Source organism: Paenibacillus macerans (genome assembly GCF_900454495.1).
GTDB lineage: Bacteria > Bacillota > Bacilli > Paenibacillales > Paenibacillaceae > Fontibacillus > Fontibacillus macerans.
Genome location: NZ_UGSI01000001.1, coordinates 2,444,343 through 2,462,689 on the forward strand (window position 1 = coordinate 2,444,343; position 18,347 = coordinate 2,462,689).

Sequence of the window (18,347 nt, forward strand, 5' to 3'; positions counted from 1 at the left end):
CCCTTTCTTGACAAATTTATTCGTATTCTCCGCCGGTCGGCTTCAATTCGTCAAGCGGAACAAGCGACGCGGCGGCAAACAGCAATTGCTCCTTGCTGACCGACTTGGCCGTGCTGATGGAAATATGCGTCGATCCGCGCGTGATATACCAAGTCCCGTTTCCTTCCTCCTGCTGCCGCAAATCCATGCTCGACTGCCGGACGGCAAAATGCGGGTATGTCAGCTTCACCACCCCAGCTTTCTCTTGCTCCGCTGTCATTCCGTAGTCCGTAGCAACGCCTTTTCGCGGTACGTAAGGATCAAAAACGCGGGCGGCTTCGGCTTGTTCCCGGATGTGTTTTACTTCTTCGCTTGTATATGGGATGGTAACGAAACGGTCGGAGTAGTATTCGTCGCTTGCGTACTGGCTAAATTCTTGCAGTCCGCCCTTTTTCATCCAATACAGCTTGACGTGGGACTGATCCTTGCCGAACGCGGCCAAAACCGCCCCCTCCTCGGTGATGGAAACAGCTTCCGCGCGCAACGCTTCGTTAAGGTTGCTCCGCTCGATATGCCCGTCTTTCCACCGGTAAATCGACGTATGCGGGACCGTCCCCGAGCTCACGATCACCTCAGGCAAGCCGTCGTGGTCCACATCCGTTTCCGCGGCATAACCTTCATCGATCACCATAAGCTGCACCGGCTCCCCGTCTTGCAACTCAATGTAACGGGTCATGGAAGCGGCCGCGCCGACGGCGCCCTGGATTTTGACGACTTTTTTACCGAATAACATAATGCTCTCGACAGTCACAGCGTCGTCCTGATCGTAATGATATCCGGCTACCGTTCCCAAATCGTACACGAGATGATCTCGGACTAAGGCTGCATAAAGAGAATCGGTATCGTTCTTGCGGGTATAAATGACGATCTTGTTTCCCCGGGAAGCGTCTCCCCCGCTCAAAGCTGTTTCTTTCACGATGCGATCCGCCTGCTGCAACCCTTCTTCCAGCACTTGGACTTTCCCGGAGCCTTCATATTTTTGCCACAATAGCGGCAGTTCCCCGCCTTCAGCGGCATCTGCAAAGGTTGCCGAAGCGCTGGCCGTATTCGATATTTGCGGCGATGCCGGGCTGTCCTTTGCCCCGGAAGCTTGCCCGGGATCCGCAACGTTCCCGTAAGCTGCGCTCAACAACAAGCAGGCGGCGCTAATGACCAAAATTTTAAAATTCAAATAAGATCACTCCAAACGACTATGATACTCTTATAGACGCATGAACATGGAAAAAGTTGATATTACTCCTTGTTTTGCTGTAACTCTTATTATACACATCAAGAAAAAGAGGTAAAAACCAGGAAGCGATCCGATATCACGCGAGTGATACAGGATCGCTTCTTCATTTTGGCTGTTTGTTGAATTAACCGTTCCTTTTTTTCTTCAAATCTTCCGCAAGCTGCAGAGTCCGATTTTTGCTCAACGGGTACAGCAGAACGATAACTAAAAATGCAAAGAGAATAATGATCGCCGGCGCGAGAGTAGCCAGCATATAGATACCGTCCAAGGTTCTTTGTTCCTGAACTTCAAGCTTAACATTGTAGCCAACAAGTCCGATGGCAAATCCGCCAACTCCTCCGGCGACCGCTTGGCCCACCTTTCGCGAAAATGAATAGACAGAATAGATGGTACCGTCCTCCCTCAAACCTGTTAGAGATTCATGATAATCAATGATGTCCGTGACAAAGGCCCAGATCATTAAGTTAAAGAAAGCGTAACCAAACATGCCGATAGCGGAAAGGGCCACAAATTGATTGGCTGAAAGATCCGGTAAGAAGTACAGTATTCCATATGCCATGACGGTCAGAAGCAACCCCACACAGGTAATTTCTTTCTTGCCAAATTTTGCAACCAGCGGTTTGGCCAGGGGCATGGCGATGAGAACGGTTGCCACCTGCATTACACCTACCAGGCTTAATGCTGTAGAGCTACTAAAATAATCTTTAAACAAATATACGTTGGTACTTCCCATCAAGGTCAAAAACACTATAAAAATCAACGATGCAGCCAAAATTGAAATCAGCGGCTTGTTTTTAAGCAATCCCTTTAATGTTGTAGACATAGAGGATTTAACTTTATTATTTGAGTTGTAGGAAGTAATTCGCTCTGTAGACAATCGGAAGCATCCAAGATATGAAGCCAAAGATAAAATGGCAAAGAGAACAGCAGCAAGCAAAATTCGGTTTGCGTCTATCTTGTTGTCTACAAAAATAATCAATGGGACTACCGCATTGACAAACAACTGAGCGATGGTGGCACCGAGCGTACGGAAAGTAGATAAAGTAGTGCGTTCAACAGGATTACCTGTGATGACAGATGCCATAGAACCATAAGGAATGTTGACCGTGCTGTACAAAGTACCCCATAAAATATAAGTCACATAGGCATACGCAACGTAAAAGCCGTCTGACAACCCGGGAATGTGTACAAACATTAACACGCCACAAATGACGAGCGGAAATGACATTCTAAAAATCCAGGGCCGGAACTTCCCCTGTTTGCCCGGATTTCTTGTGTCGATAAATCTGCCCCATGTAATGTCCGCGAGCGCATCCCATAGTCTTGCGATCATGAAGAGAACCCCTACAGCAACTGGGCTGATCCCCAGAATGTCTGTATAATAGACCAATAAGTAGGATCCTACGAGCATAAAGAAGAAGTCATTGCCTAAATCCCCCAACATATAGCCGAACTTATCTCTAAAACCAAACTTTCTGGTCTGTGTGCCTGTTTGCTCAATTTGCAAAGTTTCGAGATTTTTTTCCGGATTCATGTTTCCTCCACCCCCGCTGATTATTCGCTCTGTTTATAATGGAAATCAGGAATTTGCGTCCACCGTTTCCTTAATTCATGGGCTGCGGCTTTAGGCTTGCGATCCCTGGTGAAGATCCCTTTTTTATTGCCCTGTACACGGATGATTCCCTGACTTGTGGCAAAATCCGCAAAATTCCAGACCTGCTCCCCCACGAAATGGTCAAATTCATCAAAGATTTCGTGGTTTGCCTTGTAAAACTCCACTTGGTATTCTTCCGTAAACATAATGGGTTCCACATCATGAAGGCCGGCGATCGTATCGGTTCCATATTCGGTCATCATAATCGGCTTTTCCGGGCAGCGCTGCAGCCAACCGTTAAGTTCTTCGCGTAACTTGGCTTTCGCGGACTTTAAATCTCCCCCATCAACATACCAGCCGTAATAACGATTAAATGCCAGCACATCCACCAGCTCGGCGATTTTATCCGCCTTTGGCGAAGCCTCGATATGAGTGACTAAGGTAACCGGGCGTTGTTGCGGGTCGGCTTCCCTCATCAATTCAATAAGCGGTTTGAAGTATTCATAGGCACCTTCTTCATAAGAAGCTGGCTCATTAGCTACATTCCACATCACTACGCAAGGATGATTTTTGTCGCGTTTAACCAAATCGTTGATCACCTGCTGATGATGCTCAAAAGTCTGTACCTCTTTCCACGTATTTTTCTTCTCACCGCCGGTTAACATCACCAGAAAATTCAGATCCAGACCTACAGCAGGAGTTTCATCAATAACCACAAACCCTTCCCGGTCGGCGAGACGCATGATTTCTTCCGCATAGGGATAATGAGCGGTGCGGAAAGAGTTGGCCCCCATCCATTTCATCAGATTAAAGTCCATGATATTAGCGGCTTCATCCATCCCTCTTCCGTGAATGGGCGTGTCCTCATGTTTGCCAAACCCTTTAAAATAAAACGGTTTATGGTTGATCAGAAACTGTCCGTTCCTAACTTCCACAGTTCTCACGCCAAAGGGCTGCTCGTATACATCGATCAAGCTGTTATCCCGGATTAGCTCTATTTTTAATGTATATAAATAAGCGTTCAAAGGCTGCCATAGCCGTACATCGGAAATGGTGACAGCACCTTCGGCACCGTCTGCCGCGGCCACCGCTCGCCCGTCTTCGTCAAGCACGGTTACGTGAACGTCGGCGGAGCCCGAAAAATCTACAGAATAATTCACCACACCGGAATTCCCGGCAATGTCCGTAACCACCGTGACATCCTGAATAAACGTTTGAGGAGTCGTGTAAATCTTCACGGGGCGCTGAATGCCGGCATAATTAAAGAAATCGAAATTGGGACGGTTTTTAAGTTCTTTACCGCCTCCCGGAAGCTCAATCTCCGTATAAAGCCCTACAGGCAGCGTCGAATAATCAACAATATTGTTAACGGCCACAGTCAAACGATTTGCCCCCGTATGGACGAAATCATCAATCACCGCTTCGAAAGGAAGGAATCCCCCTTTATGTTCGACAACAAACTCCCCGTTGACATAAACCTTGGCCGTATTTGTGGCTGACCCAAACCTTAACACCAAACGCTCGTCCTTCATCGCACCGGGCAATGTAAATTCTTTCTCGTACCAAACCCAACCTACATGATCACGAATATCGGCGGTTACCCCGATATCGTTGAAAGAGGCTGGGACGGCCATTGGAATCGCATCTTGCAATCTGGATTTATACCACTGCTCATCAAAACCGGCACCATGATCGAGCTTGAAGTTCCACACTCCATTAAGCTCAAGCAAACTGCGGGTTTCGGTCATTATGGGATACAACATCAACAACACTCCTTGTTTCATGCTCTGGTCATGTACCCTCATAATAATGAAATCCTGTTTGTCCAACTACCGTTTCCCCGACTTCCTCTTTGCACTTTGCCGACTATTTTGCGCCAACAAAAAAACCGGTCAACGTCAGGTTGACCGGAGCATAAGCAATTTTCCGAACTCGTTACTTATTGTTTTTCGCCCACTCGTTGAGCTGCTTTTGTTTCTCCGCGATAATTTTATCGATTCCGGCGGATTTCAACTTGGAAATAAATTCGGGCAATATCTTATCCGGATCGACGCTGCCCGTTTCGAGCGGAAGCTTGTATTCCGTAACCACATTGGACACCGCGGCGTATTCCGTCTTAACAGGACTTGCATCGAACGTAAAGCCAAGCGCCTTGGATTTTATTGCCGACTTGTTGAATTCATCCATTTGCTGCCAAATCGTCGGGTCGCTTCCTTTAAATACATAAGACAGGAATTGATTGCCGAACAACCATCCCAAATTTAAACTGTAGCCCGAAGTTTGAGCGTCGATGCCATGAGGAAAATCAATGACGTTATCCGAGTGTGACACATAATGCTTCCCTTCGATCCCCCAATCGAATAGATTCACGATTTCTTTGTCCGAATACATCAGGTTCAGGAAATCCATTGCTTTGTCCGGTGTTCTGGAATTGACCGGAATCCCCCACATAACACTCGTTACGTTTGAGGTTGTCGATACCGGCGGAAGCAAGCTTGCCGTAACCACCGCTACGCCGCTGCTCTTCGATTCTTGCTGTTCAAACCCGGGCTTCATGTTGGAGAAGTAGGAAAAACCGCGATTGAACCTGATTAAATCGAACTGGGACGTTTTATTCGTTGCGGCATCTTTCTGGATTAAACCTTGAGTGTACCAGCTTCTCATCTTTTGGAGAAACTGCGCATATTCCTGAGATTCGTATAAATTGACGACTTTGAAATTGTTGTCATAATTCGGCAATACGCCAATCGAATCGCCGAGCGTGTCGAACGTGTGGTACGAATCAAGCATGGACCGGCCAATGTTGCCCGGAATCAACGGCGCTACATTGGGCTCATTAGCCTTGATCGTTTTCAAGACCGCCTCTACATCATCCAGCGTACGAATGTGGCTGACGTCAATATGATATTTATCCGCGAGATCCTGCCGCATGGTAAATCCATGATTGTTGGCAAAGTCGCGTACCGTCGGAATACCGTAAATAGCCCCTGAAATTCGGGCCGCTTTCAAATAGACGGGGTCCAGCGCTTTTTGTATCCCTTGGCCATGCTGCTCAAGCAGCTGGTCCAGCGCAACGAGTTGCCCTTTTGCAACATAGTTGCTGTAATTATTTGCTTCGACAAACATCAAATCCAGCTTGTCCTCACTGCTGAGCATCAGATTGACTTGTTGGTCCCAGTTCCCGTAGCTGATCGGTATTAATTTTACGGTTGCATTGATTTTCTCCTGTGCGATCTTGTTAATCGAATCCTGCACCAAAGGCAAGTCCTTTGGCACTGCTCTGAAGATCGGGAAAGCCACATTCAGCTCCACCGCTTGTTCCGTCGGCTTCGCGGACCGATCTCCCGCTGCCGGCGCTTGTCCATTATTGCCGTCACATGCAGATAAAAGAAGCGCCGCCGCAACGAGGAGAGCGCTTACACCCTTTAGGCTTATCGTCATGACCATTCCCCCTGATTTGCCTGGCGATATTCGTTTGGAGTAAGGCTGGTGTACCTCTTGAACATCCGGGAAAAATGAGAAAAGTTAGCGTAACCGATATGGGATGCGACGGCGCTGATCGGCATATCGGTATTGGCGAGCAGTTCTTGCGCCCGCTTGAGCCGTTCCTGAAACAAATAATCCGAGACAGCCATCCCGGTCTCTTTCTTGAAGATCCGGGTCAGATAGTCCGGGTTCAAAAACACGTGATTCGCTATGTCTTCCCGCGACAGATCTTGTGCAATATGAAGTTTAATGTAATGCTTGACTCTTTCGATAACACTCTTCGATTGCTCAACCGTGTTTACATATTCCAGCGCTTTGCCAACCGTATGCTTCATCCATGCGGTCAGTTCGGTCACGGAACGGGTTGCGCTCGCAGCAAGTCCCACTGAAACGTTATCGCTGAACAATTGATGAGCCTGAATCCCTTTGGTCTGAAGCATATAATACAACATCTGCTCGAAATCCTGATAAAATTGGCGCAGCAGCTTCGCATCCAATGCATCCTGCTGCACGAGCCGATCTAAATAACCGGCCGCCTCTTCCAATACCCGGCTGTCCTTTCCCTCCTTCAGCATGAGCGCCCACAAGCTCATATCAGGGAGCCGATTGACGGGAGGTAGTAATCGAACACGGGACAGCAGGAAAACCTTATTGTTATATGCAACATTGTTTACCTCTAAAGCGTTAAGCCGGTTTACCATATCGAACATCTCGTGTCCGCGGACACTTTCTCCGATGTAACAGGATAAATCGCAGTAAAAATACTGCCTGCAACTCGCGATGTATTGTTCGCAAGCTTCCCTCAGCGATGATTCGATCTCTCCATTGCTCTCCGCGGATAAAATGGCCAGCAATCGTCCGCTGCCGATCACAATTACTTTTCCGTCTTGACGGGGACCGAGCAAAATTTCTTCGGCAGAACTTCTAAGCGCAAATTCCAAAATCTTCTCATCGCGCAAAGTCAATAGTTTATGCCACCTCTGCACACTAATAAGAACCGGCACAAATTTCATATCTTCGGTATAAGGGAGATTGCGCTCGTCCGCGGCCCGCTTTACCGACTCCGCTTGCGGCGGGATCGTCTGGTCCAAAATATCCAGCCAAAACCGTTCGATCAACACCGGCTGATGCCGGAACCAGAATCGGCCATATTGGCTGTATTCGGCTAATTCCGTTTTCTTGTTAATTTTATGGATCGCTTTAAGAAGTACTTTCTCAAGCTCGCCAAAAGGGACCGGTTTGAGAATGTAATCCAGACTCCCTAATTGGAGAGCCTCCTGGGCATATTTGAAATCGGCATGGCAGGTCAGGAAAATCGTTTCCGTCTGCGGATACCGCTCCCTGACCCATGCCGTCAACTCCAATCCTGTGGCCTGCGGCATTTCAATATCGCACAGCATCATATCGATCCGTTCTTTTTCGAACAGCTCCCTGGCTTGTTTTACGGTAAAAGCGGTGAACACGGCTGTTATGCCTAGCTTATGCCAATCCATTCCCGAACGGATCCCCTCTACGGCATGAATTTCATCGTCAACAATCAATAATTGAAGCATTCCTTAGACTCCTCTTTCCGAATAATATGGAAGCCTGATTTCTACAACGGCACCGCGCGGAAAACCGTTATAACAAGAAAGGGCCGCTTTATCGCCATACAACAGCTGCAATCGCTTGCGAACATTCCATATTCCGATATGCTCGCCTTTTTCGTCAACGACACGGTTTCCTGAGCGTATCTGAGTTAGTATCTCCTCCTCGAACCCTTTCCCCGTATCGCGGATGAAGATCTCGATATATGGCTCCAGCCCGGTTTCCTGTAAATCGATATCTACAGATAAATGTATAGGCTCCTCCAGCGTCACGCCGTGCTTGATCGAATTTTCCAAGAAGGTTTGGATTACTAGCGGCGGTACTTGAACATTCTCCAGAAAGTCAGGAACGTTGATGGTACAGGTTAAGCTGTGCGGAAAGCGGAGTTCCTGAATCCGGACGTAGTTGCGGACATGCTGCAATTCCTCCTGCAGAGAGACGAACGTCAAGTTGCTGCGGAACATGAAACGGAAATACTGCACCAAACACAAGATCATTTCTTGAATCAATTCGTAGTTTTTTACTTGGGCCAGATTAAACAAAATGTTCAAGGAGTTCATGAAAAAATGCGGATTAATCTGAAGCTGCAGGTGCTGCAGTTCCGCCTTTTGTTTACTCAACTGCTCTTCGTACACGCTGATTTTCAAATCCTCAATTTGCCCCATCATCGTGTTGAAGGTTTCATTAAGCAACAGAAATTCATCGGATGTACGGTACGGCTTGATTCGCATTTTTACGTTGCCCTCGTCGTTGATCCTTCTCATAACGGAAATCAACCGTTTGAGCGGCAGGAGAAGGATATGGCGAAGCAACAGCAGGCTGAGCGGGATAAGACCAATGGAAGCCAGTGAAATGAACGCAATGATTCGCGTCAAATGCGGCAGATTCTGCAAAATTTGCTCATTCGGGATAGCCGCTACCAGGTTAAAATCACCTATTTGCGAAGATTCCCCGACGATTAACACCTTATTTTTACTTCCAGACGTGTAAGACTGCTCAAACCCCATCGTGAAATCGATATTTTCAACCATCAAAGGATTGGTGCTGACCATCGGTTCTCCCTGATTGGTTACGAGCAGCGCGCTTCCTTCCTTGCCCAGATCGATCAAATGAAGCGGGATAAGCAATGTTTTCGCGTTTACCCATGCCCCGATATAAAGGTCGCCCGATTGAAGCACTCGCAGTACATAGTAGTCTTGTCCGATTTTCCGCACAAACCATTTGCTGCTGCCGGTCTCCGCAAGAATGGTGCGATCACCAAGGAAACGGTGCAAAAACTGCTCTACCTGATCCCTTTCCGAAAAGGGAACCCCGTCCTTAAAAACGTCCAATAAATCCTGCCTTGCACGGGAATACACAAAAAAAGCATCGACGGATTTGTAGAGAGTAATATCGTTCGCGAGCGTAAGCGAGACACGGTACTTGGCCATTTGGTACTCGTCCTCCGAATTAGGGGCGCCCATAGACTGGATGCTGTAGTCGTAAGTCAACAAACGAATTAGATTTCGATCCGCATCCTGCAGTTGGGTGTCGATCTGTCTTGTGTATAAAGAAAGTAAATTTTTATTGGAGAGCGTCACTTGGTTACGCACAACGTGGATGCTGTAGTAGTTGTTATAGATCAGCAGCGTGATGAGCGGAATCAAAACCAGCAGCAGCCCCACAACCATCTTGAATCGCAGCGAATTCAGTGAAATATGCCGGATTTTCACGACTCTTCACCCCACGTTCTCATTAAAAGACTGCCGAAGCGGGCTAGGGCAGTCCTGTCATCATCCTATTATCGGTTATTTTTCGATTACAGAATCATAACAAATTTCTCATTCCCACACTACCGTTTTGACGACAATTCACTGTGCATCTTACGACATACTCTTATTTAAGCTCTCACAAGCGTAAGGCCATTTTCTCTAAACGCTAAAGAAGAGAGGGGGCCCCCTCTCCTCGTGAACTCTGCTTGTTCCATATGGTATATATTGGGGGCAAGGCTGACCAGGTATTGAAAATTGACTTAAATCACATCGTGTGTTAGCATGATTTTAGCCAATAACCGAATATAAAAGTTTTCTAGGGTTCCGCGGTCGCAAGACTGGTCCGGTCCGAGAGAAAACGCACAGCCAAGCGGCTGTGACACGGAGGGATAAAAGCCTGGGAGATAAACGCATTTAGCGGTTTATTTCCCAGGCTATTTTTTTGTGGCTAAATTTAGGTTCAACCTAATCATCCGTGCTTGACAGTCAAGCCGGCAACAGACCGTGGCCTGGAGCGAGACTCGCTATCCGGTGGCTTTGCACGATTATCCCGTTTGACCAGGTGACTTGACTTCCTGAACCAAAGGAATAAAGGTGCAAAGTGGTTTGGAGAGCCTACCTCCATCGACTTTGGTCTTGAGCCCAAATTTAAAAAAAGAGTTTAAGGAGGAAAGAGTTATGAACAAAACGTGGATTTCCGTCATTGTTGCGGCTATATTCGAGGTTGCTTGGGTTATTGGGTTGAAGCATGCGGATCACTTTTGGGAATGGGGTGGTACACTGATCGCTATTTACATCAGCTTTTATTTGATGATCAGGGCAGCGCGTTCATTACCGGTTGGAACGGTATACGCCGTATTTGTCGGCTTGGGGACGACAGGGACTGTGGTTGCCGATATCCTTCTGTTTAACGCTGACTTAAGCGCTGCGAAAATAGTTTTGATCGGCCTGCTGCTCATTGGCGTGATTGGACTGAAAGTGCTTAGCAAAAACAAGAAGGAGGAGGCAAGCGGAATATGAACTGGGTGTATTTGATTCTGGCCGGCCTTTTTGAAATGACCGGGGTACTGCTTATCAACAAGTTTAATCAATCCCGCAATTGGCAATCGTTAACTCTTTTGATAGCTGGTTTTGGCCTTAGTTTTGTATTTTTGTCATTGGCCATGACAACACTCCCCATGGGAACAGCTTACGCCGTATGGACTGGAATCGGCGCTTCTGGCGGAGCGATCCTGGGAATGATCCTCTATAATGAGCCGCGAAACATAATGCGCATTTTGTGTATAGGATTGGTCCTCGGCTCTGCTGTGGGGCTGAAACTAGTCAGTTAGGAAAAACGTATATCGGCGTACTTTCAAGGAAACATGAAATTGGGAAATAAGCGTCGATGTATTTGCAATTAATGGTCAGAGTGGGGCCGGTCAAACACACTTTTGCCCGCCATCCGACTAGGCGATAAAAATAAAAAGGAGCTTATAACAATGACCGTAAAAATAAAAAAATGCCGCCGTGAAGATTTGCAAACACTCCAAGAAATAAGCATTGAAACCTTCAACGATACATTTAAAGATCAAAATTCACCCGAAAACCTGCAAGCCTATTTGGAAAAAGCATTTAACGCTGACCAGTTGGAAAAGGAACTGTCCAATAGCTTTTCGGAATTCTATTTCATCTGGTTTAATGAAGAACCCGCCGGATATTTAAAGGTAAATATGAATGACGCCCAATCCGAAAACATGGGTGATGAGTCCCTCGAAATTGAGCGGATTTATATAAGAAACAAATTTCAAAGAAAAGGGCTGGGAAAATATCTAATCAACAAAGCGCTGGAAATAGCCATAAGCCAAGCCAAAAAGACGGTCTGGCTGGGAGTTTGGGAAAAGAACGAAAACGCCATCGACTTTTATAAAAAAATGGGTTTTGTTCAAACCGGGGCTCACTCTTTTTATATGGGGGATGAAGAGCAGGTTGATTTGATAATGTCCAAAACACTAGGAGGTTCACAATGATATATAGAAACGCTACTGTTGAGGATATATCTGCTATAGTGGATGCAAATGAGCAAAAAATATCCGATTTTGATAACTTTTATAAACCATATCAATCACAGATCATACGCTGCCCATACCAAAAAGCTTGGTCTTGACGTGATTAAAAGCTTTGATTTCAACAATAATACTTACTAAGAATTGGGTTGTTACACTGCAGAGTAATCAGCTTTCTGAATTCAAAAAAAGAAAAAGCGAGCATTTGTGGAAATCCGGCCACGAACACTCGCTCTTTTTGAATTTCAAAATGGATTCATTTAATACCTTTTCATAGACCCAACTGAAGCTGCTGAATTAGCAGATCCGTAAAGTGTGCGGCATGAGCGGCAACGGCATCCAAATTATCATCGAAGCTGTTAGCCGTCACACCGCCATGTCCGGCGATATCGGATACCGCTTTTACAGCTAATACCGGTATTCCATATTGCGCAGCGGCCTGCACTATGCCCAGCCCTTCCATATCCGATACCTTGGCGGCGGGGAAGGTTGATTTGATCCTTTCTACCCGCTCCGGCTCACTCATGAATGAATCCAGGGTCAGTACTAATCCGAAATCGAGAGAATACTGGAGCTCTGCCGCTGCAGCTACTCTCCTCGCCCGATCCAGCAAGCCAGCATCCAAATCGTAGCTGGCTGGCATTTGCGGAACCTGACCGGGTTCATATCCGAAGCAAGTAGCATCAACATCGCCATAAATGTACCGCGTTGCAACAACGACATTGCCGACGCTCAATCCTGCGCCAAATGCGCCAGCCGATCCGGAATTTAGGATCAGATCCGGCTGATACCGTTCGATCAACAGCGTGGTTGCGACGGCTGCGTTGACTTTGCCGATGCCGCTTTCTACGAGGATTAGGGATTGGCCCCGGTACACAGCCTCCTCAATGATAACCTTGCCTACTTGGGTCCTGGCCGTAATTTGAGCCCGACTGCGAAAAGGAGTTATCTCCTCCTCCATCGCCGCAATTATAGCAATCCGCATAGAGCCTCTCTATTCTTGCAGATAAGAGATCGGCTTATTTACAGGCACCTTTGTGCCGCCGAACTCCTGCTCAATATATTTCTGCGTATCCTCGTTGTGATACAACTCACCTAATTTCAGAATGCCTGGATCATTCTGCTTATCGGAAGTAGTCGCCAGCACATTGATGCTGTTCTTCGTATCTACGGAAATTTCCTCATGGAACAAAGAGTCCTTCAGGACATTCAATCCGCCTTCCAGAGCAATCGTATTGCCGATCAGTACCAGATCGACGTCTTGAATCACCCGCGGGCCGGTCGTATCGTCGATCAGCTTGAACTTCAGATTTTTAGGATTCTCGACAATATCGTTAACCGTACCTGTCCCCAAATTAAAATCATCCTTCAATTTGATCAGCCCGGCAGCCTGCAGCAGGCTTAAGCCTCTGGCCGTATTGGCCGGGTTATCTGCCAGGGCGACGAGGGCGCCGTCCGGAACCTCCTTAATATCCTTGATCTTCTGTGAATAGATGCCCATCGGTTCAAGATATGTGGTCGCTGTTGCTACCAGATTGGCATTGCTTTCTTTATTATAGTTGACGAGATAAGCCCAGGATTGAAAAGCGTTCACATCGACTTCGCCTTCCTTGGTAGCGTTGTTCAACTCAACGCCGCCATTGATCTCCTTGACTTCAATATTAAGCTTGGCATCCTTAGCCGCTTGTGATTGCGCGATATGCTTCCAAATCTGAGCATCGGAACCCTGTGAACCAATAACAATCTTCTCGCCATCGCCCGATGAGTTGCCGCCGCAGCCCGCAGTCGTCAGTATCAATACCAATCCGAGTGCTAGTCCGCCCCATAGTTTACTTTTTCTCATATAATCTTCTCCCCTTTATATCTGGATGCAAATTTCTCCTAATGCATGGTCATACCGCCAGTTACATTGATGGCTTGCCCTGTCATATACGAAGACAAGGGACTGGCCAAAAAAAGAGCGACGTTGGCAACATCCCTGACCTCGGCCGTTCTGCCCAGCGGAATTTGGGAACAGTCCTCCGCATAGATCTCCTCGGCCGTCATGCCGCGGATTAATCCGCCTTCGATGCGCTCCCGATGCTTCATTGGCGTCTCCACAATACCCGGACATATCGCATTGACGAGTATGTTATGCCGCGCCAGTTCAATCGCCATCACCTTGGTTAATCCAAGCACCGCATGCTTCGATGCGCAATATCCGCCCATAGCCCGGTAGCCGTTCTTGCCGGCCTGCGAAGCCATTTGGATAATTCTGCCCGGCTTTCCGGCATCGACCATCGCTTTCGCAAATATTTTCGATACCAGGTATAACCCCGTAGAATTAATGGAGAATACCTTCTCCCAATCCTCCAGCTTGCTGTCAATCACGTAATCCATCGTGGAAGTGCCAGCGCAATTCACGACGATATCCGGAATCCCCGCCTGTTCCAACACAATATTTGACCAGCGATAGATATCCTCCGATCGGGACAAATCCAATCTGGACTCAAACAACTGCCCGTTAACTTCTTTATAATCCCCTTCATGAGCGAGATCGGCAGAAATGACCCTGGCCCCGCTCTGCAGTAAAATTTGTACGATGCCTTGTCCAATGCCTGAATTGCCGCCGGTTACAACCGCCGTTTGAGGCGATAAATCCAAAGTAATCATGGCGATTACAATACTCTTTCAAAAGGATCTCTGCTGATTCCGGATTGCAATACGATCTTCGCGTATTCTTGAGCAGAGAACAGGGAATGATCCTTGTAATTGCCGCATTCCAGCGCTGAGACAGCCGGAACCTCGGTTGTTTCCAGCACGCGCTTCAGCGTTCGTTCCAATGCGGATGCGATCTCTTCGGGATCATGCTCATTCCAGAGAATCAGATAATATCCGGTTCTGCATCCCATCGGAGAAATATCGATGATGCCTTGAATCTCGTCTCTCATATAGGTAGCGAGCAGATGCTCAAGGGTATGAAGTGCTGCCGTCGGAATAGCGTCTTTATTCGGCTGCAGGAAGCGAAGATCATATTTTTGCACAGTGCTGCCTTTTTCGTCATGCTCAAGCCCTGCCGCCCTGACATAAGGAGCCTTTACGATCGTGTGGTCCAATTGGAAGCTTTCTACTTTTGCCATTGTTTTTCAGTCCTTTTTATAATGTTGTATATTTGACCGGTACCCGCCCAGAGATTAGAGGCAGTATCCCGCGCAAACCCTAGTAATACCCCGATGTCAATGCGTCGTCTTCTTGGTGAAATAATCCCCGATGAATTGGCACACGAACACCAGAATCAAGATCAGAATCGTAGCTACAAGTGTAATATCCGTCTGGAATCGGTTGTACCCCTTATTGATAGCCAAACTACCCAAGCCGCCCGAGCCGATGGCCCCAGCCATCGTGGTCAGTCCGATCAGGTTAATGATCGTCACCGAGGAGGCCCTGATAATCGCAGACAAGCCTTCTTTCAGGTACACGCGGAAAATAATCTCAAGCGGCCCCAACCCCATTGACTGAGCTGCTTCAATAATCCCGGAATCAACTTCCACTAACGCATTCTGTATTTGCCGGGCATAGAAAGGCACGATGCCGATGACCAGGGGCACGATCGCCGCATTCATGCCGATCGATGTGCCTGTAATAAGACGGGTAAGCGGCACGACAACAGCGATAAGAATGATGAAGGGAATGGATCTGAACAAGTTAATGAGTTTCTCCAACACACTATAAACCAGCCTGTTCTCGAGAATCCCTCCCCTGTCCGCCACAACCAGGGTGACGCCAAACAATATTCCAAATAACACGGAAAATAACGAGGTAACGACCACCATATAAATCGTCTCATAGGTGCTTAGCAGGATGTCCTCTCTTAAATTCCAGATGTTAGGGAAATATTTCGTAAAAAACTCATTCATGCTGGATCACCCACCTTACTATTCTGAAGAAGCCGGGAATTGATAACTTCAACGTCTACCCGAGCCGACTGCAAGTAGCGCAAAGCTTCCTCCAGATCACTGGTAGAGCCGGACATCACTACGATCAGATTGCCAATAGGCGTCTGCTGTAAGATCTCCGCATTCGCGAATAAAATATTCGTCTTAACCCGGTAACGGGCAGTAAGCTCGGAGATAACCGGTTCACTTGTACTATCGCCGATATAAGAAATCTTGCACAGCATATCGTTATCCTTCAGATGAAGGAGTGAAGGATGCAACGTGAGCTTGTCCAGCATCTGCTCAATATGAGTAGCCGTATTAATGAAATCACGGGTCAACGTATTTTGCGGACGGCTAAAGATCGAGACGATATCGCCCTGCTCGATAATCCGCCCGGCTTCCATAACGGCAACCTTATTGCAGATCTCTTTCACGACCTGCATTTCATGCGTAATAATGACAATAGTCAGTCCCAGCGTTTGATTTAAATTTTTCAGCAATTCCAGAATGGATAGCGTCGTCTTCGGGTCCAAGGCACTGGTCGCTTCATCGCACAGCAATATTTCCGGATCATTCGCCAGCGCTCTGGCTATAGCTACCCTTTGCTTCTGCCCCCCTGACAATTGTGAAGGATAAGCATTCAGTTTATCCGATAAGCCTACCAGCTCTAGCAATTGTTTAACCTTCCGGTCCCTTTCACGCTTCGAGAGCTTGGAACTCTTCAAGGGAAAGTCCACATTGTCATAGATTGTTCTGGAGTTCATCAGATGAAAATGCTGAAAGATCATCCCGATCCGCTTCCTGGCCAAGCGCAAATCCTTAGGCTGCAAAGCCAGAAAATCCTGCCCATTTACTACCACACTTCCCGCCTTAGGCCGCTGCAGCAGATTAATCACACGAACCAGCGTGCTCTTCCCGGCCCCACTGTAGCCGACAATGCCGTATACGTCTCCCGCGTCAACCTGCAAGCTGATATCCTGAACGGCTGTAACCGGTTGTGACCCAGTTTCAAAGGTAACTTGAATATTGGATAAAGTAATCATGATGCCCAACCCTTTCTAAACTTCTACACTACGACTGTTCCGGAAAATTTATTTCTGTCATTTTACATCAGTTTACTCGGAATTGCTACAAAATTTTTTTCCCTATTTATGGCTCAACCTAATAATTGGCGCTTGACAGTCAAGCCGGGAACCGATCATGGCAAGAAATATCGGCAGATCAACATCTGCTGTCCGGACGCTTTGCACGATTATCCCGTTTGATCCGGAAGCAGAAAGGAAGATAAATTCAGGAGAAGAAAATAGGCTTGGGAGCAGCAGACATGTTCGAGATCGTTAGACAGGTTTGTGAGATAGAGGTTTAAGAGAATGAGGTTTAAGAGAAGTGAAGCAGACCTGACGGGAGGAATGGGGCAAGACACCGAAAAAAATGAAAGGACCGTGATTAGCCACCACCCTCTCCCCCCCTGAACAAAAGCGATAATCGTGCAATGCAGCATGCAAGGATACCAAGACACGAACACTATCATAATTTATTTTGTCAAGCACTGATCTCGGTTTTGAGCCCTATTTATTGTCAAACATTCAAATAGAAGATCGTTTTCGGACAAGAACACTGGCTTGATCGATGGTTTGTTTAACAATTGAAGCGGCAGTTTGGCCGCTTGCTAACCGAAGGCCCTGACCCGCCCAAAGTGACATATACTCGGGGTTGTTCGCTTTTGCAGCCGCCTGGCGAATGTCCCGGGTCATCGCGTTTTGAATAGGGTAAGCCGGGATGGTTCCCGGGTACTGATGCATGTCAATCATAAATTGGGTTTGAATGCCTCTTGAAGCTTTTCCGGAGTATGCACGCGTAATTTCCGTGGAGTCCTCGTTTGTCGAGAGGATTTTCTGTTTGTACGTTTCGTGGGCTCCGCTCTCGGGGCAGGCCAGAAACGCCGTGCCCATCTGTACGGCTGAAGCTCCTAATATAAGGCTTGCTGCAAGTCCCCGCCCATCCATGATTCCCCCCGCTGCGATGACCGGGATCGACACATGGTCAACGATCTGCGGAACAATAGTCATCGTGCCGATCAAAGCATGAGAAGGGTCTTTCGTGAAGGTCCCCCTATGCCCGCCTGCTTCGCTCCCCTGAGCCACAATGGCATCTGCGCCGGCTGCTTCCAATTGCTTGGCTTCATCAACCGTTGTTGCCGTTCCAATGATGAATATTCCATGCTGTTTTATGGTTTGGATCACGTCTTGAGAGGGTATGCCAAACGTGAAGCTAAATACGGGTACACGCTCCTCCAAAAGTACCTGTACCTGTTCCTCAAATGATTCTGAAAACTTCATAAGCGATGGATTTTGAGCCGTGCCAAGTTCGATGCGGTATTTATTCAGATAATCCGTCATCCGGTAAATTGCTTCTTCCGACTCTTCCGCTTGCTCAGGCACAAACAAATTTACTCCGAAAGGCCGGTCCGTTCGCTGCTTGATTTTTTGGATCTCGCTCCGGAGTTGCTCCGGCGTTAAGTATCCGCCCCCCAGATTGCCCAGCCCGCCGGCATTTGAAACAGCCGCAACTAATTCGGGTGTCGAAACGCCACCGGCCATCGGCGCTTGAAAAATCGGGTAGCGAATTTTAAGCGTACGCGTCAAATCAGTTTCAAGCACTTTTAAGGACCTCCTTTTATTGTAAAATCTCAGACTT

The 18,347-nt window shown here is 47.4% G+C and carries 16 protein-coding genes and 1 riboswitch; of the genes, 3 read left to right on the top strand and 13 right to left on the bottom strand.

Features of this window, described 5'->3' with window-relative positions:
* Positions 1–16: 16 nt before the first annotated feature.
* From DYE26_RS10895 to DYE26_RS10920, 6 genes are all read right to left on the bottom strand, one after another.
* Complete coding sequence (locus tag DYE26_RS10895) at positions 17–1,210, bottom strand: hypothetical protein (protein WP_036624058.1); 1,194 nt, start codon at positions 1,208–1,210, stop codon at positions 17–19.
* Between the two features lie 184 nt (positions 1,211–1,394).
* A complete protein-coding gene (locus DYE26_RS10900) occupies positions 1,395–2,804 on the bottom strand; it encodes an MFS transporter (RefSeq protein WP_036624059.1) in 1,410 nt (469 codons plus the stop codon).
* A gap of 20 nt (positions 2,805–2,824) precedes the next feature.
* Positions 2,825–4,627 carry a beta-glucuronidase gene (gene uidA / locus DYE26_RS10905; RefSeq protein ID WP_036624060.1) on the bottom strand — a complete coding sequence of 601 codons (1,803 nt, stop codon included), beginning with the start codon at positions 4,625–4,627 and terminating at the stop codon, positions 2,825–2,827.
* A 172-nt stretch (positions 4,628–4,799) separates the two neighbouring features.
* Complete coding sequence (locus tag DYE26_RS10910; RefSeq protein WP_036624061.1) at positions 4,800–6,305, bottom strand: ABC transporter substrate-binding protein; 1,506 nt, start codon at positions 6,303–6,305, stop codon at positions 4,800–4,802.
* Positions 6,302–7,903, bottom strand: coding sequence for a response regulator (locus tag DYE26_RS10915; protein ID WP_036624062.1), 1,602 nt, complete (start codon positions 7,901–7,903; stop codon positions 6,302–6,304). Before DYE26_RS10915 ends, DYE26_RS10910 begins: the two co-directional genes overlap by 4 nt.
* Before the next feature lie 3 nt (positions 7,904–7,906).
* A complete protein-coding gene (locus DYE26_RS10920) occupies positions 7,907–9,649 on the bottom strand; it encodes a sensor histidine kinase (protein ID WP_036624063.1) in 1,743 nt (580 codons plus the stop codon).
* Between the two features lie 344 nt (positions 9,650–9,993).
* Positions 9,994–10,094: riboswitch (guanidine-I (ykkC/yxkD leader) on the top strand.
* Between the two features lie 272 nt (positions 10,095–10,366).
* Here DYE26_RS10920 and DYE26_RS10925 point away from each other — a divergent pair.
* The 3 genes from DYE26_RS10925 to paiA all read left to right on the top strand — a co-directional run bounded on the left by DYE26_RS10925 (position 10,367) and on the right by paiA (position 11,697).
* Positions 10,367–10,708, top strand: coding sequence for a DMT family transporter (locus tag DYE26_RS10925; RefSeq protein WP_036624064.1), 342 nt, complete (start codon positions 10,367–10,369; stop codon positions 10,706–10,708).
* Complete coding sequence (locus DYE26_RS10930; RefSeq protein WP_036624065.1) at positions 10,705–11,019, top strand: DMT family transporter; 315 nt, start codon at positions 10,705–10,707, stop codon at positions 11,017–11,019. Before DYE26_RS10925 ends, DYE26_RS10930 begins: the two co-directional genes overlap by 4 nt.
* 150 nt (positions 11,020–11,169) lie before the next feature.
* Entirely contained in the window at positions 11,170–11,697 is a 528-nt protein-coding gene (paiA, locus tag DYE26_RS10935; RefSeq protein ID WP_115311209.1) for a spermidine/spermine N(1)-acetyltransferase, read from the top strand.
* Positions 11,698–12,004: 307 nt separating this feature from the next.
* Here the strand turns inward: paiA and DYE26_RS10945 are convergent, their stop codons facing one another.
* The 7 genes from DYE26_RS10945 to DYE26_RS10975 all read right to left on the bottom strand — a co-directional run bounded on the left by DYE26_RS10945 (position 12,005) and on the right by DYE26_RS10975 (position 18,310).
* Positions 12,005–12,718 (bottom strand): 5'-methylthioadenosine/adenosylhomocysteine nucleosidase, encoded by a 714-nt coding sequence (locus DYE26_RS10945; RefSeq protein ID WP_036624066.1) that lies wholly within the window; start codon positions 12,716–12,718, stop codon positions 12,005–12,007.
* 9 nt (positions 12,719–12,727) lie between these two features.
* The gene (locus DYE26_RS10950; RefSeq protein ID WP_036624067.1) at positions 12,728–13,576 is read right to left on the bottom strand and encodes a MetQ/NlpA family ABC transporter substrate-binding protein; all 849 of its coding nucleotides are present in this window, start codon (positions 13,574–13,576) and stop codon (positions 12,728–12,730) included.
* Between the two features lie 38 nt (positions 13,577–13,614).
* On the bottom strand, positions 13,615–14,385 hold the full coding sequence (locus tag DYE26_RS10955) for an SDR family NAD(P)-dependent oxidoreductase (protein WP_036624068.1): 771 nt from the start codon (positions 14,383–14,385) through the stop codon (positions 13,615–13,617).
* A 5-nt stretch (positions 14,386–14,390) separates the two neighbouring features.
* The gene (locus DYE26_RS10960) at positions 14,391–14,852 is read right to left on the bottom strand and encodes an S-ribosylhomocysteine lyase (RefSeq protein WP_036624069.1); all 462 of its coding nucleotides are present in this window, start codon (positions 14,850–14,852) and stop codon (positions 14,391–14,393) included.
* 96 nt (positions 14,853–14,948) lie between these two features.
* Positions 14,949–15,629, bottom strand: coding sequence for a methionine ABC transporter permease (locus tag DYE26_RS10965; RefSeq protein WP_036624070.1), 681 nt, complete (start codon positions 15,627–15,629; stop codon positions 14,949–14,951).
* The gene (locus tag DYE26_RS10970; protein WP_036628404.1) at positions 15,626–16,693 is read right to left on the bottom strand and encodes a methionine ABC transporter ATP-binding protein; all 1,068 of its coding nucleotides are present in this window, start codon (positions 16,691–16,693) and stop codon (positions 15,626–15,628) included. Before DYE26_RS10970 ends, DYE26_RS10965 begins: the two co-directional genes overlap by 4 nt.
* Positions 16,694–17,236: 543 nt before the next feature.
* On the bottom strand, positions 17,237–18,310 hold the full coding sequence (locus DYE26_RS10975) for an NAD(P)H-dependent flavin oxidoreductase (protein WP_036624071.1): 1,074 nt from the start codon (positions 18,308–18,310) through the stop codon (positions 17,237–17,239).
* Positions 18,311–18,347 lie beyond the last annotated feature (37 nt).